Below are 15111 nucleotides of genomic sequence, written 5' to 3' on the forward strand. Positions count from 1 at the left end.
AGCTGTTGGAAAGAAACGGGATTATCGTAGGGCGGGGCTATGCGCCGCCCGCCCTTCGAAATCCTTCAGAACTTCATCGAGACGCCGACGTTCAGCGCGTTCGTCTTGATGTCGGTCTCGAAGGTGCCGCCCTCGTCGAACTCACCTTCGTTCGACGAATAGGTGAACTGGTATTCCCCGAAGACGGAGAACCGGTCGTTGATCGGATAGCTCGCACCCGCCATCAGCCGCGCCGCCGGGCCGGTCACCTGGAACCCGTAGGTCCGGGAGCCGGAGTCGTGCTTGGCATCCACATGCGGGAAAGCCACACCCAGACCGCCGCCGACATAGGGCGTCGTCTTGCCCCACAGCTCCGGCCAGCGTTTCATCACGTTGACGGTCGCCACGTTGTGCCCGTCGGTGAACTCCAGCCGCGAAAAGCCGAGCGCATCCATCGTGTCGTCGGGCGCATAGGCCTTGGTGTGGGTGTATTCCACGCCGAAGCCCAGGTTATCGGCCCGCCACCACGTGGCGCGTGCACCGTAATAGGGCGGCATTTCAAAGGGTTTGCCTTCCCAGCCGACCAGCTCGTCATACGATCCGCCGCCGTTGGGCAGGTCGCCCGAAATGCGGCTGTGCGGGAGGGTCTGCCACCCCAGGTAAAAGGACAGCTCGGTTTCGGCCGCTGCCGGGGCAGCCATTGCGCAGGACAACCCCGCGGCGAGAATCAGACGCTTCATGGGGTGTTCTCCCTCTGCTCGGGTCCTCATCTAAACCCCTGAAAGCGGGCTTTCAACCGCGACACATGCGCACGAACGGCAATCTGTGGCTTTTGCACGCTTTACCACCTGAAAGGTGACGGGTAGATACCGCTCTGAAATGTACGGGAGAGTCGACCGACTCGTTCCCTTCATTGGACGTATCTCGGCCGGAGGGCGCTTCCTCGGGCCCGAAACAAGGGAGCGACAATCGTGTCTCACGCAGACGATCATGATGCCACCCGCAGGGACTTCCTCTACTACGCCGCTGCCGGCGCCGGGGCCGTCACAGCGGGCGCCGCGGTCTGGCCGCTGGTCAACCAGATGAACCCCTCCGCCGACGTGCGGGCGCTGTCGACCATCCGCGTCGACGTGTCCGGCGTGGCTCCGGGCTCGCAGCTGACGGTGAAATGGCTGGGCAAGCCCGTCTTCATCCGCCACCGCACCGAAGCGGAAATCGAGCGGGCCAAGGCGCAGGACGAGGAATTTGCGGCAGGCGTCAGCGTCGTCGACCCGCTGGCCCGGAACGAGAACATCGATCCGAACGCTCCCGCGACGGACATGAACCGCACGATGCCGAGCCCCGAGGGTTCGGACGAGGCCGCCGAGAGCTGGCTGGTGCAGATGGGCGTCTGCACCCACCTGGGCTGCGTGCCGCTTGGCGACTCCGGCGATTTCGGCGGCTGGTTCTGCCCCTGCCACGGGTCGCACTACGACCTGTCGGGCCGGATCCGCAAAGGCCCCGCACCGCAGAACCTGCACATCCCGCCGACCTCCTGGGTCGATGGCACCACCATTCTGCTGGGTTAAGGAGCGCGCACCATGGCTGGAATCCCGCACGATCATTACGAGCCGAAGACCGGCGCCGAGCGTTGGGTGCATTCGCGCCTGCCGATCATCGGCCTGCTCTACGACACCATCATGATCCCGACCCCCAAGAACCTCAACTGGATGTGGATCTGGGGCATCATCCTGACCTTCTGCCTCGTTCTGCAGATCGCCACCGGCGTCATCCTCGTGATGCACTACACGCCGCATGTCGACCTGGCCTTCGCCTCGGTCGAGCACATCATGCGCAACGTGAACGGCGGCCACTTCATCCGCTACCTGCACATGAACGGCGCATCGCTGTTCTTCGTTGCGGTCTACGCGCACATCTTCCGCGGTCTCTACTACGGCTCCTACAAGGCCCCGCGCGAGATCACGTGGATCATCGGCATGCTGATCTACCTCTGCATGATGGGCACCGCCTTCATGGGCTACGTCCTGCCCTGGGGTCAGATGTCCTTCTGGGGCGCGACCGTGATCACCGGCCTGTTCGGCGCCATCCCGTTCATCGGTGAGCCGATCCAGACCTGGCTGCTGGGCGGACCCGCCGTGGACAACGCCACGCTGAACCGCTTCTTCTCGCTGCACTACCTGCTGCCCTTCGTGATCGCCGCCCTCGTGGCCGTGCACATCTGGGCGTTCCACACCACGGGCAACAACAACCCGACCGGTGTCGAGGTGCGTCGCGGGTCGAAGGCCGAAGCGCAGAAGGACACCGTTCCCTTCTGGCCGTACTACGTGATCAAGGACCTGTTCGCCCTCGCGGTGATCCTGGCCGTGTTCTTCGCCATCGTCGGCTTCATGCCGAACTACCTTGGCCACCCGGACAACTACATCGAGGCGAACCCGCTTTCGACGCCCGCGCACATCGTGCCGGAATGGTACTTCCTGCCGTTCTACGCCATCCTGCGCGCGTTCACGTCCGAGGTCTGGGTCGTTCAGATTGCCAGCTTCATCACCGGCGGCATCGTCGATGCGAAGTTCTTCGGCGTGCTGGCGATGTTCGGCGCGATCCTCGCGATGGCACTGGCACCCTGGCTCGACACCTCCTCCGTGCGCTCGGGCAAGTACCGCCCGATGTTCAAGTGGTGGTTCTGGCTGCTGGTGATCGACTTCATGGCGCTGATGTGGCTCGGCGCGATGCCGGCAGAGGAGCCCTACGCCTCCTTCTCGCTGATCGCCTCGGCCTACTGGTTCGCGTACTTCCTCGTGATCCTGCCGCTGCTTGGCGTGATCGAGAAGCCGCTGCCGCGCCCGACGACCATCGAAGAGGATTTCGACGCGCACTACCCGCCGAAATCCGACACTTCCGGCCAAACCGCCAACGCTCCGGCGGAATGACCTCGAAAGGATCGCAAGAGATGTTCAAGAAGCTCACCTTCGCGGCCCTGACGGCCATCGGTCTTGCCTCCGGCGCACATGCCGCCGGGGGAGAGTCCCACGTCGAGGACTTCGCGTTCTCCTTCGAAGGCCCCTTCGGTGCCTACGACCAGATGCAGCTCCAGCGCGGCCTCAAGGTCTACACGGAGATCTGCTCGGCCTGCCACGGCCTGCAGTACGTGCCGATCCGCGACCTGTCGGCGCTCGGCTACAACGAGGACCAGGTCTTCGCCTATGCCGAGAACTTCCAGGTCTGGGACGAGGAACTGGCCGATGGCGACGGCGATTTCCGTCCCGCCCGTCCCGCGGACAACTTCCCGCGTGTCACGTCGGCCGGCGCACCCGACCTGTCGCTGATGGCGAAGGCACGGGCCGGTTTCCACGGTCCCTACGGCCTCGGCATCAACCAGTTCCTCAAGGGCATGGGCGGCGCGGAATACATCGCCTCGCTGCTGACCGGCTACCACGAAGCACCGGAATGTGCGCCCGAGGACTTCTCCGGCAGCTACAACACGGTCTTCACCGCGGGCGGCTACCCGGCAGAGTGCCTCGACGAGGAAGGCAACCACACCGTGCCGGGCAGCTGGATCGGCATGGCGCAGCCGCTGTACGGCGAGGACGTCGACTTTGACGACGGCCACTCCAACTCCCTGCACCACGAGGCGCAGGACGTCGCGGCCTTCCTGATGTGGGCGGCGGAACCGAAGATGATGGCCCGCAAGGAAGCAGGCTTCATCGGCGTGTTCTTCCTGATCATCATGTCCGCGCTGCTCTACCTCGTGAACAAGCGCATCTGGGCACCGATCAAGCGCAAGCCGCACGCCTGATCCTGATCGGACAGTGAAACGGAAAGCCCCGCCCCAACCGGCGGGGCTTTCTGCTTTTGGGGCGGTGCGCCGCTTGTGGCCCTTTGCCTCTGGCCGCGCGACCCGTTACCCATCGGGAAACCACGAAAGGCCCGCCCATGCCCGTCTCCGTCCTCGACCTCATCGGCAACACCCCCCTTGTCGAGTTGACGCGCTGCCATGAGGGGCCGGGGCGTATCCTGGCCAAGGCGGAGTTCCTGATGCCCGGCGGCAGCGTCAAGGACCGCGCCGCGCTGGCCATCCTGCGCGCCGCCCGCGCCGACGGACGCCTGCAGCCCGGTATGCCGGTGGTGGAGATGACCTCCGGCAACATGGGTGCCGGTCTGGCCGTCGTCTGCGCCGCCCTCGGCCATCCATTCATCGCGACCATGTCGGCCGGTAACAGCCCCGCCCGTGCCCGCATGATGGAGGGCCTTGGCGCGCGTGTCGTGCTGGTGCCGCAGGTCGACGGCGTCCCCGGGCAGGTCACGGGCGCCGATGTCGCCGCCGCCGCGGAAGAGGCGCAGCGCCTCGCCACCATCGAAGGCGCCTTCTACGTCGACCAGTTCAACTCAACCGAGGGCATCGCCGCCCACGAGATCACCGGCGCCGAGATCCTCGCCCAGGCAGACGGCCCGGTGGATGCCTTCGTCGCGGCGGTGGGCACCGGGTCCACATACGTTGGCATCGCGAAGGCGCTGAAAACCGCGAACCCGGCGACCCTTTGCGCGCCGGTCGAACCGGAAGGGAGCGAACCGCTCGCAGGCAAACCCGTGGTGAAGACCCGGCACATGCTGCAGGGCACCGGCTACGGCCTCGTGCCGCCACACTGGGATGCGGCGCTGATGGACTTCGGGATGACCGTCACCGACGCGGAAGTCACCGACTGGCACCGCCGTCTTGCCGCGCAGGAGGGGCTTTACGTTGGCTACTCCGCCGCAGCCAATGTCTGCGCGGCGGCCAAGCTGCTGGCGTCGGGCCGTCTGGCGCGCGACGCGACCGTGGTGACGGTGCTCTGCGACACGGGTCTCAAATACTGACCGTCTCCCGCCCCGCTGCCTGCAGATCGCGGCGGGCGCGCACCATCACGTCCATCAACCACAACTTGCCGCCCATGGCGAGGACAAGGCCCGCCAACGTCAGGACGACGTTCAGCCAGACCAGCCCGACAATCAGCACCACGCTCCCGATGCCGCTGGCCCCGGTCAGAAGGCGCACCATGGTCCGGTGATGCGCCACCTCCGGCGCGTCGCCCTGCGCCAGCCAGTCCCGCTCGCCCAACACCGCCTGCGTCATCCAGGCGTCCGTGGTCCGGGGCACCGGGAACAGCCGCGGGTTCAGCCAGACCCACAGCAGCACGGCGGCGATGGGCAGAAGCGCCCAGGATCCGATCCAAACGCGGCTCCAGATGGCCAGCGCCAGCAGCGGCAGGATCGTGACGCGGGACCACGCGCTCCACGGGTTGGCATGGCGCGCCCATGTGGCCGCGTCCATGCCCATCACCCGCTCGGAAAGCCGGAATGAAGTCCGTCTGTGCATGCTCTCACCCCCGCACCTTTGTCGGCTCGAGGATAACCGGACCGGCAACGGCACAGGAACCCCTCACTCCCCGAGGTAGTCCCGGAACGCGGGCGGCGGCGCGGCAAAGAAGGCATCCGTCGCCACCGGTGCATGCACCCTACCGTCCGCCACCAGCACGACCTCCTCGGCAAAGGCGCGCGCATCGCCCGGGTCGTGCGTGACCATGATCGTCAGCGCGCCAAGGCTTGCGCCAACCTCGCCCACCAGCGCCAGCATCTCGCGCTTGAGGCCGGGACCGAGCGCGGCGAAAGGTTCGTCCAGCAGAAGGATCGGCCGGGCCATGAGCAGTACGCGCGCAAGGGCTGCCCGCGATTGCTGCCCGCCCGACAGCGTGCCGGGCTTGCGCGCCGCCATGCCCTCCAGCCCTACGCGCCGCAGCGCCTCTTCGATGCGCGCGGTGTCCTCCGGGCCGGGGCGCCGCCCGTCCGGGCGCAGCGCCAGCCCGAGGTTCCGCCCCACGTCGAGATGCGGGAAGAGGTTGCCGTCTTGGAAGAGGATAGACACCGGGCGCTTCTCGGGCGGCACCGTCGTCAGGTCGCGCCCGTCCCAAAGTATGCAGCCGCTCCGTGCCGTCCGGAACCCGGCCAAGAGGTCGAGCAGAGTGGACTTGCCCGCGCCGGACGGCCCCAGCACAGCCACACGCCGCCCCGGCGACAATGACAGATCGGCCGACAGCGTGGTGCCATCCATGTCGGCGTGCAGTGCTTCAAGCGTCAGCAAGGCGCCCTCCCCGGTCGAGCATGACAAACGCGCCAAGGCTGAGCCCCAGCAACAACAGGGCCGCGCCCGCCGCAGCCTCCATCTGGTAGGATCCCATCAGCCGGTAGACCTGCAGCGGCAGCGTCGCCCGGTCCGGGTCCGCGAAAAGCGCGATGACCCCCAGGTCGCCCATCGCCAAGGCCGCAACCAACCCCGACGCGAACCCCAGCGGACGGCGCAGGCGGGGCAGCCAGACCAGCCACCACCACGCGAACCCCGTCATGCCCAGCGAGGCGCGCAGCCTGCCAAAGCCGGATTCCACCGCCTCTGCCTGCGGGACGATGATCCGCAGCGCGAAGGGCAGCCCCATCAGCGCATTGACCAGCGCCGTCACCGGCAGTGCCATGCTGAAAGGGTTCACGAAGGGTCGCAGCATCAGGAACAGCCCGGTGCCCAGCACCAGCGGCGACACGGCGATGGCCGCCAGCGCCAGCAGCTCTCCGCGCCGGTTGGCGAGCGCCATGGCCCAAGCCATGCACAGCACGGTGGACGCCAGCGCCACGGCGATCGAATGCCCCGCCGCGCGAAAGGTGTCCGGCCCCAGCAGCAGCAGCCCCGGCGCCCCCCGTGTCAGGACGGTTCCCAGCGGCACCAGCAGGAACAGCGCCGCCGCCACGATCCAGGCGTAGTCCACGCCCCGGACCCAGCCCCTGCCGTCGCTGCGCGGCACGATGCGGTCGCGGCCCACGCCGAACCCTTCGCCCCGCGCGATCTTCAGCGCCGCCAGCCCGGCGACCAGACCGAGTGCCAGTTGCACCAGCGCCAGGACCGACGCCCGCCCGAGGTCGAAATCGAAGCGCATCGCCTGGTAGATCGCCAGCTCGACGGTCGTCGCACGCGGTCCGCCGCCAAGCGTCAGCGCCACGGCAAAAGAGGTCAGGCAGATCACGAAGATCACCACGAAGGCGCCCGGCGCGACGCGCAGCACGACCGGCGCGTCGATCACCCGCCACATCGCTCCGCGCGACAGGCCGAGCGAGGCCGCAAGGCGCAGCCGCTCTCCCGGCACCGCCTGCCAGCCGTTCAGCAGCATCCGGACGGCGAGCGGCAGATTGAAGAACACATGCGCCAGCACCACGCCATGGACCCCGTAGACATCGACCAATGGCAGGCCGAGGACACCCAGCAGGCCGTTCACCAGTCCGTTCCGGCCGAAGACCGCGATCAGGCCCATCACCGCAACGATCACCGGCAGGATGAACGGCGCCCCCATCAGCGCGACCAGCGCCGCACGTCCGGGAAAGCGTTGCCGCATCAGCGCCCGCGCCACCGGAACGGCCAAGGCCACGCTGACCGCCGCCGAGATCGCGGCCTGCACAAGCGTGAAGCGCAGCGCGGCTAGGTCGCCGGGCGCAAGCGCACCCAGCCCCCCGGCCCGCAGCAGCACAACCGCGACCGGCCCCAGCGTCAGCGATGCAAGGGCCGCGCCCGCGATCAGCGGGAGAGCGCGCGCCGCCATTCCTCGATAGCCTCGTCCCTGAGCGCCGCGGCCTCGTCCTCGGAATAGAAGATCACCTCTTCCGGCAGGTCGAGCTGCTGGAACCCTTCCGGCCATTCGTCCTTCGGCAGAGCGGCCGGGATCGACCAGTTGCCGGTCGCGATCATCGACTGGAAATCGTGGCTGAGGATGAAGTCCATGAACTGTTGCGCCAGCTCCGGCTGGTCGCTGCCCGCCACCTTCGCACCCAGTTCGACCATGAAGTAATGGCCCTCGGGGAAGATCGCCGCCTTCTTTGTCTCGTCGCCCTCGGCGATGATGTGATAGGCGGGCGAAGTCGTGTAGCTGAGCACCATGTCGGCCTCGCCATCGGTGAACAGCCCGTAGCTTTCCGACCAGCCCTTCGTCACGGTGACGATGTTCGGCGCCAGCGCCTCCCAGAAGGTGCCTGCCTCCTCGCCGTAGACCGACTTGATCCACAGCACCAGCGCAAGGCCGGAGATCGAGGTGCGCGGGTCCTGGATGACGATGCGCACGTCTTCGGGCAGCGTCTCCATCGCTTCGAGCGAGGCCGGCGGCTCCATCTTCGTCGCGTCGTAGACAAACGCCGTATGCCCGTAGTTGAACGGCAGGAAGACCTCGTCGGTCCAGTCGAGCGGCAGGGTCAGGGGCGACAGGTCGACCCCGTGCGGCGCGAAGAGGCCGCTTTCCCGCGCCTTCTGCGTGACATCGGTGTTCAGGCCGATCACCACGTCGGCCTCGGTCCGGTCGCCTTCCAGCATGATGCGGGGCAGCAGCTCGCCCGGCGTGAACTGCAGGTCGCAGCCGCACTGGGCCTCGAACAGTTCCTCGATCTTCGGGCCCGGGCCCCACTCCGAGACGAAGTAGTCCGGGGCATAAACAGTCAGAACCTCCTGCGCAGCGGCAGCCGTGACGGCGCCGGTGGCAAGAAACAATCCCGCTGCAAAAGTGAAGGTCTTCATCATCTTCCTCCAAGTTTCGCTCACGAGAGGGCAAGATTCGGAGTCAGACCGATACCTTCCCTCCGCCGGTGCTAACCGGTTCAGGTTCAACGGGTTGATGCGGCTACGCAAATCTCAGGCGGATCGTGCTCCGCCACCCCGAGGTAGGGCGGACCCTAGGGCTGTGCGCTCCGGCTGGCAAGGCGAAACCCCTTGAGCGCCCGCGCGCCCTGCCCTAGGACACCGCCCAAAGGAGACCGCCCATGAGCCTCAACACCTTCGGCCATATCTTCCGCGTCACGACATGGGGCGAAAGCCACGGCCCCGCGCTGGGGGCAACCGTCGACGGCGTGCCGCCGGGGGTGGAGATCGACGAGGCGATGCTTCAGCGCTGGCTGGACAAGCGCAAGCCCGGGCAGAACAAGTACACCACGCAGCGGCGCGAACCGGACGCCGTGCGCATCCTGTCGGGCACGTTCGAGGGGCGCACCACCGGCACCCCGGTCCAGCTGATGATCGAGAACACCGACCAGCGGTCGAAGGACTACGGCGACATTGCCCAGAAGTTCCGGCCCGGTCACGCCGACATTACCTATTTCCAGAAGTACGGCATTCGCGACTATCGCGGCGGCGGCCGGTCCTCCGCGCGGGAGACGGCCGCGCGCGTGGCGGCGGGCGGTCTGGCACGGGCGGCGCTGAACGCCTTGGCCCCGGATGTGGAGATCCGCGGCTACATGGTGCAGATGGGCCCGCGGAAGGCGGACCCCGCCCGCTACGACGATGCGCAGATCGAGCAGAACCCGTTCTGGTGTCCGGACGCCGAGACGGCGGAAGACTGGGCGGGCTACCTCGACGACCTGCGCAAATCCGGCGACAGCGTCGGTGCAGTGATCGAGGTCGTGGCACGCGGTGTGCCCGCCGGTCTCGGGGCGCCGGTCTACGGCAAGCTCGACACCGATCTGGCCGCCGCGATGATGTCGATCAACGCGGTGAAGGGCGTCGAGATCGGCGAGGGCATGGCAGCGGCGGCGCTGACCGGATCCCAGAACGCCGACGAGATCTTCATGTCCAACACCGGGCCGCGCTACAGTTCGAACCACGCGGGCGGCATCCTTGGCGGCATCTCGACGGGGCAGGAGATCGTCGTGCGCTTCGCGGTGAAGCCGACCTCGTCGATCCTGACGCCGCGCAAGACCATCACGCTGACCGGCGAGGAGACGGAGATCGTCACGAAGGGCCGTCACGACCCTTGCGTCGGCATCCGCGCGGTCCCGGTGGGCGAGGCGATGATGGCCTGTGTCCTCCTCGACCACCTGCTGCTGCACCGCGGCCAGATCGGCGACGCGGGCGGACGTATCGGCGGCTGAACCGCCGGATCAGAACTCGTCCCAGCTGACCGGGCCGGCGGCGGCAGAGACCACTTTTTTCGGTGCGGGGGACCGCGCCGCGGCGGGCGCGTTGACCGCCATCTTTTCTTCTGCCACTTCGACCGGGCGGGGATCGACGTTCTCCCCCTCCCAGCTGCCATGCAGCAGGCGTTCTTTCTGTTCGGCAGAGGTCCCGTCGTCGGCCCTGTCACGGCCACGAGATGCGCCGCCCTTTGCGCCTGACGTGCCCGCACCGGCGTCCGCTGTGTCATCGGAGCTTACGGCCTCAGACTTGATGGCAGGGCGACGGGCCCCGGTGCCAACCCGGGTCTCCAAAGGGGTCTCAAGCGTGAAATCCATTCCGAAGAGTTCCGGCACACCCGGCGGGACGGAGGTGGATGCGGATACTTCCGTCCCGCCAGTGAATTGCGCGAGAAGGTCGGACAGGCGCGTCGCCTCGACCGTCAGTTGCTGGCTCGATGCGCTGGTCTGGTTGACCATGGCGGCGTTGTGCTGGGTCACCTTGTCCAGTTCGGCGATGCCAACGTTGATCTCCTGAACGCCGCCCGCCTGTTCGCGCGCCATCCGTGCGATCGACGACACGAGGCCGGAGACCTCCGACACGCTGTCCACGATGTGCGACAGGGTCTGGCTGGTTTCCTGCACGAGCCGCTCGCCGTCCTCGACCTGGTCGACGCTGTTCATGACGAGCTCCTTGATCTCGCCCGCGGAGGCGGACGCGCGCTGCGCCAGTCCCCGCACTTCGGAGGCGACCACGGAGAAACCCTTGCCCGATTCGCCCGCGCGCGCCGCCTCGACCCCGGCATTGAGCGCCAGCAGGTTGGTCTGGAAGGCGATGTCGTCGATCACCGTGATGATCTGGCTGATCTGTTCTGAGCTTTTCGCGATGGAGCTCATGGCTTGCAGGGCGCGGGCCATGACTTCGCCGCCTTCCTCTGCGCGCCGCCGGCCCTCGACGACCTTTTCGTCGGCGTCCCTGGCCTTGTCCGCCGCCGATTGCACACCGCTCGACAAGGCGTCGAGGGCCGCGGCGGATTCTTCCAGCGTGGCGGCCTGCACCTCCGCCCGGCGCGACATCTCCTCCGACATGCCGGACAGCTCGGTTGCGTTGCTCCGCACGGTCTGGGTGCTGTCTCGCAGCGAAGCGACCAACGTTTCGAGCGCCTGCGCCAGGTCGTTGAAATCGCGGCACAGCTTGACGTAGCTCTCGCCCAGATCCTCCCAGTCCTCCGCTTCGATCCGCTGCCCCAGCTTGCCGCCGCGCAGCTGGCTCATGGACACGCCGAGCGCCTGGAAGAGGTCGATCCTGCGCCCGTTTTCGGCCCGCGTACGCTCTTCGGCGCGTTCTGCATCGACCAGCTTTCGGCGCAGGTCCTCGAGCGCGCGGGCAATGGCGCCAACCTCGTCCCCGCGGTCGCGATCCGCGATCGGGCTGTCGTAATCTTTCTCGACCAGGCGGCCGATCCGTTCCCGCGCACGCTCGATCGGCTGGGAAAGCTGGCGCCCGAAGAAATACGCGAGGAGTATGCCCACGGCGGCGGCAAAGCTGTTCGCCAGCAGGATGCGCAGCTCGGCAGACTCGAGCGTCGTTTCCGCCTGTGCACGGGCCGAGGCCGCCGCGTCGTTGATCGAGTCCATGAGGTCACCGACATGCTCCTCGGCGGTGTCGAGTTTCGGCAGGATGTCCCGGCGGATCGTGTCGAGCTGACCGAAGAGCGCCTCGCTCTGCGCCTCTTCGAAATACTGCGGGATCTGCTCCAATGCGATCCGGACGCTTTCCAGTTGCGAGCGGGCGAAGGTGTGTTTCTCCGACGGCTTGGTGAACAGCGCCTCCGCCGCGGCGAGGTTTGTCAGCGACGCGGCATACCCCTCAGCAAACGTTTCCCAATTGCCGTCCGGCGCTACTCCGAACAGCAGAAGGTTGGACACGGACTCGTCGATTTCTTCCATCAGGGCATTCAGTGCCGCGCTCTCCTCGGAAGTGTTGTTGCCGCTCTGGATCACGGCGCCCAGCTGGCGCTGGGTGACCCAGCCAAGTCCGGACACCGCCAGCAGCGACCCGACGAGAACCGCGGCCAGGAGGAAGATCTGCAGTCGAATGGAGAGCCGGCTCATGCTGTACCTCGCGTCGATGGCTGGCGCGCGGGGACAGAAAACTCCGCCCCACGGCCTTGGCGCGACCCTAGATGCGATGGGTAAACAAAACCTGCCGCCGGCTTCGGCAAACTGCCGTGGTTTTCGCAGGTTTTTTAGTTTTCGCGCGGCACGGGGGCAGAGGCGGCGGGCAGTTTCGCAAGCTGCACCAGGAGGATACCGCCCGCGATCACGGCCACGCCGACCAGATCGAGCAGGCGCAGTTTCTCACCCAGCAGCGCGGCCGCGATGGCCACGCCGAGGAACGGGTTGAGGAAGTGGAAGGTCGACGCCCGGACGGTCCCGATGCGGTTGACCAGCAGCACCCAGACGAAGGTGGCCGCAAGACCGGGCACCAGCGTCGTGTAGGCGAAGGCCGCAATCAGCCGCGGCGACCACGTGATCGCTGGTGTCTCGAGCGCGAGGGCAGGCACCCAGAGCACCGCGCTGCCGATCAGCATCTGCAGGCCCACGACCATCATGAAGTTCCCGCCGGAGGTCGCCCCCCGCAGCGACAGGGTGGCTACGGTCAAGGCCAGCACCCCCAGAACACAGAGCGTCACGCCGAAGAGGTCGAGCCCCCCGCCGAAGCGCGCGCCCATGATGATCACCACGCCCAGCACACCGGCCACCAGCCCCAGCGCGGCCTGCCCCACCAGCTTTTCGCCCAGGAAGAGCCACCCGGCAAGCGCCACCAGAAGCGGCATGGTCGACGCGATGATCGCGGCCAGCGATGCTTCGATGGTCTGCATGGCGACGAAGTTGAGCCCGAGATAGAGCGCGTTCTGACAGATGCCGAAAACGATGGTCGCACGCCATTGCGCCGCCGTCAGCCGCCAGCTTTGCCGCATGATCAGTGCGATCACGACGGCGATGAGGCCCGAAATCAGGAAGCGCAGAGCCAGTGCGGTAAGCGGCGGGGCGGCGGCGACGATGATCCGTGCGGAAGTGAAGGCAGAGGACCACATCGCCGCGAAGGCCAGTCCCATGAGTATTGCTCGCATGTCCATGGCGCCAAGGCTTAGGCCCTGCGCCGACCGAGGGAAAGGCCCGCCGCGCAGGTCCCGCGCCGGAGCGGCGCACAGCCCCGCCCTACAGGGTGTCCCGACGGTCCGTAGGGTGGGGCTATGCGCCACCACGTGCAATGGTTCAGACCGGAAGGTGGCCAGTCTTCACATAGAGCAGGCAGCCGTCCTGCGATCCCCGGCTTTTGCCCGCGCCGTCCGGACTGCGCAGCCAGGTCCCCGCGGGACAGCGCCCGGTGTCGTCGTCCAGGACGCCCTCCACCACGAAGATCTCCTCGGATGGCTCCTTGTCCGCAGTGTCCAGCCGTGCACCCGGCGCCAACCGCACCATGCGGACCCGTTCGCCCGGTACATCGTGCAGGAGAAGCTCGCTCACACCCGGCGCCCTGCCCGGCTGGAACTGCGCCGTCCGGGTGTCGATGACCTTCTGTTCAGTATCATTTTCGTCGAACTGGCAGAGCTTCACGAGGATCGTCGCACCTTCGGGGCCGATGCGCGGCGTGTGGCGCGTGCCGATGGGATTGCGCACGTAGGTGCCCGCCGGATAGTCGCCGAACTCATCGGAGAAGATGCCCTCCAGCACGAGGTATTCCTCGCCGCCGCCATGCGTGTGGGGATCGAAGGCGCTGTTCGGGGCGAAGCGCACGATGGTGGTGGCGCGGGCCACCTCCTCGCCGATCCGGTCCAGCATCATCCGGTCCACGCCGCTCGCCGGAGACGACCGCCATTCGTAATCCTCCGGACGCACCACCTCGCGTCGGGTGAAATCCGCTCTCAACCGCATGGGCAGCCCTCCCTTTCGGGTCAGGATAACCGGACCCACCCACAAAAAAAGCCCCGTCTGCAGGGCAGACGGGGCAAGTCAGTGCCTGTGGCAGCCCACAGTGCACCGGCGGTGTTCTTGAATTAGGGGAAACCCTCTGGGGGTGTTCTTACATCTCCGAGCGGATCTGCTGGCGCAGAACGTCGATCGGCACTGTCTTGCCGTCGCGGCGGAAATGCCAGTAGGTCCAGCCGTTGCAGGAGGGCGCGCCCTCGAGCTTGGCCCCCACCTGGTGGATGGAGCCTGTCACGCCGTCGCCCACCAGCGTGCCGTCCGCGCGCACCTTGGCCATCTGGCCACGGCCGTTGATCAACATCTCGCCGGGCCGCAGCATGCCGCGCTCGACCAACTGGCCGAAGGGCACGCGGGGCTCTGCCCGCTTGGAGGTGCTGACCTCCAGCGCGCCCTTGTCGAAGGCCCGCACGTCACCCATCCGCTTCAGCGCGACCTCGCGGTAGGCGGATTCGCGTTCGATGCCGATCCAGTCACGGCCCAGCATCTTGGCGACGGCGCCGGTCGTGCCGGTGCCGAAGAACGGGTCCAGCACAACGTCACCCGGGTTGGTCGAGCCGACGATCACACGGTGCAGCAGCGACTGCGGCTTCTGCGTCGGATGAGCCTTGTCGCCGTTGGCGTCCTTCAGGCGTTCACCGCCGTTGCAGATCGGCAGAACCCAGTCAGAGCGCATCTGGATGCCCTCGTTCAGGGACTTCAACGCCTCGTAGTTGAAGGTGTACTTCGCGCCTTCGGACTTCGACGCCCAGATCATCGTCTCGTGGGCGTTGGTGAAGCGCTTGCCGCGGAAGTTGGGCATCGGGTTGGCCTTGCGCCAGACCACGTCGTTCAGGATCCAGAAGCCTGCATCCTGCAACGCGGCGCCGACACGGAAGATGTTGTGATAGGAACCGATCACCCAGATCGCGCCATCCGGCTTGAGCAGCCGGCGCGCCGCACGCAGCCAGTCCTTGGTAAAGGCGTCATAGGCGGCGAAGTTGCTGAACTGGTCCCAATGGTCGTCCACCGCATCCACGCGGGAGTTGTCGGGACGGTGCAGCTCTCCCTTGAGCTGCAGGTTGTAAGGCGGATCTGCAAAGATCAGGTCGACAGACGCCTCCGGAAGACTGTCCATCACCTCGATACAGTCACCTGCCAATATCTGATTGATCGGGAGCGCGGCGGCGCTCTTCGCACGTGTCATCGTTGTCATTCTCT

Annotated in this window: 14 protein-coding genes and 1 riboswitch; of the genes, 5 read left to right on the plus strand and 9 right to left on the minus strand. The window is 66.9% G+C overall.

Annotation, left to right across the window (positions count from 1 at the left end; all coding sequences use genetic code 11):
• Positions 1–65 precede the first annotated feature (65 nt).
• Positions 66–719 carry an outer membrane protein gene (locus QNI11_RS19270; protein ID WP_283981377.1) on the minus strand — a complete coding sequence of 218 codons (654 nt, stop codon included), beginning with the start codon at positions 717–719 and terminating at the stop codon, positions 66–68.
• A gap of 231 nt (positions 720–950) precedes the next feature.
• Here QNI11_RS19270 and petA point away from each other — a divergent pair, with 231 nt between their 5' ends.
• The 4 genes from petA to QNI11_RS19290 all read left to right on the plus strand — a co-directional run bounded on the left by petA (position 951) and on the right by QNI11_RS19290 (position 4830).
• The gene (gene petA, locus QNI11_RS19275; RefSeq protein WP_100928982.1) at positions 951–1547 is read left to right on the plus strand and encodes a ubiquinol-cytochrome c reductase iron-sulfur subunit; all 597 of its coding nucleotides are present in this window, start codon (positions 951–953) and stop codon (positions 1545–1547) included.
• Between the two features lie 12 nt (positions 1548–1559).
• Entirely contained in the window at positions 1560–2906 is a 1347-nt protein-coding gene (gene petB / locus QNI11_RS19280) for a cytochrome b (protein WP_100928981.1), read from the plus strand.
• 20 nt (positions 2907–2926) lie between these two features.
• On the plus strand, positions 2927–3772 hold the full coding sequence (locus QNI11_RS19285; RefSeq protein ID WP_100928980.1) for a cytochrome c1: 846 nt from the start codon (positions 2927–2929) through the stop codon (positions 3770–3772).
• A 137-nt stretch (positions 3773–3909) separates the two neighbouring features.
• Positions 3910–4830 carry a PLP-dependent cysteine synthase family protein gene (locus tag QNI11_RS19290; protein ID WP_283981378.1) on the plus strand — a complete coding sequence of 307 codons (921 nt, stop codon included), beginning with the start codon at positions 3910–3912 and terminating at the stop codon, positions 4828–4830.
• Here QNI11_RS19290 and QNI11_RS19295 read toward each other — a convergent pair.
• From QNI11_RS19295 to QNI11_RS19310, 4 genes are all read right to left on the minus strand, one after another.
• The gene (locus tag QNI11_RS19295) at positions 4820–5329 is read right to left on the minus strand and encodes a DUF6653 family protein (protein ID WP_283981379.1); all 510 of its coding nucleotides are present in this window, start codon (positions 5327–5329) and stop codon (positions 4820–4822) included. The two genes, QNI11_RS19290 and QNI11_RS19295, sit on opposite strands and share 11 nt — an antisense overlap.
• A gap of 63 nt (positions 5330–5392) precedes the next feature.
• Positions 5393–6091 carry an ATP-binding cassette domain-containing protein gene (locus QNI11_RS19300; protein WP_373418409.1) on the minus strand — a complete coding sequence of 233 codons (699 nt, stop codon included), beginning with the start codon at positions 6089–6091 and terminating at the stop codon, positions 5393–5395.
• A complete protein-coding gene (locus QNI11_RS19305) occupies positions 6078–7589 on the minus strand; it encodes a thiamine/thiamine pyrophosphate ABC transporter permease ThiP (protein WP_283981380.1) in 1512 nt (503 codons plus the stop codon). Before QNI11_RS19305 ends, QNI11_RS19300 begins: the two co-directional genes overlap by 14 nt.
• Complete coding sequence (locus QNI11_RS19310) at positions 7565–8551, minus strand: thiamine ABC transporter substrate binding subunit (RefSeq protein ID WP_283981381.1); 987 nt, start codon at positions 8549–8551, stop codon at positions 7565–7567. Before QNI11_RS19310 ends, QNI11_RS19305 begins: the two co-directional genes overlap by 25 nt.
• Positions 8552–8591: 40 nt before the next feature.
• Positions 8592–8702: riboswitch (TPP riboswitch) on the minus strand.
• Between the two features lie 91 nt (positions 8703–8793).
• Between QNI11_RS19310 and aroC the strand changes: the two genes are divergently transcribed.
• Entirely contained in the window at positions 8794–9897 is a 1104-nt protein-coding gene (gene aroC / locus QNI11_RS19315) for a chorismate synthase (protein ID WP_283981382.1), read from the plus strand.
• A gap of 9 nt (positions 9898–9906) precedes the next feature.
• On the opposite strand, the gene QNI11_RS19320 is transcribed toward aroC, so the two are convergent.
• The 4 genes from QNI11_RS19320 to QNI11_RS19335 form a co-directional block, all read right to left on the minus strand.
• A complete protein-coding gene (locus QNI11_RS19320) occupies positions 9907–12033 on the minus strand; it encodes a methyl-accepting chemotaxis protein (protein WP_283981383.1) in 2127 nt (708 codons plus the stop codon).
• A 134-nt stretch (positions 12034–12167) separates the two neighbouring features.
• Positions 12168–13061, minus strand: coding sequence for a DMT family transporter (locus QNI11_RS19325; RefSeq protein WP_283981384.1), 894 nt, complete (start codon positions 13059–13061; stop codon positions 12168–12170).
• Between the two features lie 139 nt (positions 13062–13200).
• Complete coding sequence (locus QNI11_RS19330; protein WP_283981385.1) at positions 13201–13860, minus strand: cupin domain-containing protein; 660 nt, start codon at positions 13858–13860, stop codon at positions 13201–13203.
• A 148-nt stretch (positions 13861–14008) separates the two neighbouring features.
• Positions 14009–15106, minus strand: a complete 1098-nt coding sequence (locus QNI11_RS19335; protein ID WP_100928972.1) for a site-specific DNA-methyltransferase — start codon at positions 15104–15106, stop codon at positions 14009–14011.
• Positions 15107–15111 lie beyond the last annotated feature (5 nt).

It is taken from the genome of Sagittula sp. MA-2 (assembly GCF_030126985.1).
Lineage (GTDB): Bacteria > Pseudomonadota > Alphaproteobacteria > Rhodobacterales > Rhodobacteraceae > Sagittula.